The 523-nt window shown below is 31.2% G+C and carries 1 protein-coding gene; it reads right to left on the bottom strand.

The genetic code is table 11. From position 1 onward, the window contains the following. A partial coding sequence (locus tag FUA24_RS07630) for a transglycosylase domain-containing protein (protein WP_187388213.1) occupies positions 1-523 on the bottom strand: 523 nt, incomplete at both ends.

Raw genomic sequence — 523 nt, 5'->3', positions numbered from 1 at the left:
CCATTTAGAACCATCTGGTTGCGGATTATTTTTTATCCATTCCTTCATAAAACCATCTAAATATCCTCTAAAATATGTTGCTAAGCCTTCACGGTGCGACTCTGGTGAATAATTCAAATCTAATGCTGTTTTTTGAAGTGAATCTTTAAGTGTTTCATCTATATAATCATACTTATACATTTGTGATAAAACCACATTACGTCTGTTTTTAACACCTATTGGATTTCTATGAGGCCTTGGATTGTAAAGTGATGAGTTTTTGAACATACCCACCAACATAGCAGATTCTTTTAATGTTAATTCTTTTGGTTCTTTACCAAAATAAATACGCGCAGCACTACGAATTCCATCGGCATTATTACCAAAATCATAAATATTAAAATACTGTGCTATAATTTCTTCTTTGGTATATTGTTTTTCTAAACGGATAGCTATAATCCACTCTTTAACTTTTTGCAAAATTCTTCCAATGGTATTTTTTGAGCCTTCACCATGAAATAATTGTTTAGCTAATTGTTGTGAA

The organism is Seonamhaeicola marinus (assembly GCF_008085455.1).
Note: the sequence above shows the minus strand (reverse complement) of the source record. Positions and strands in the feature narration are given on the sequence as shown.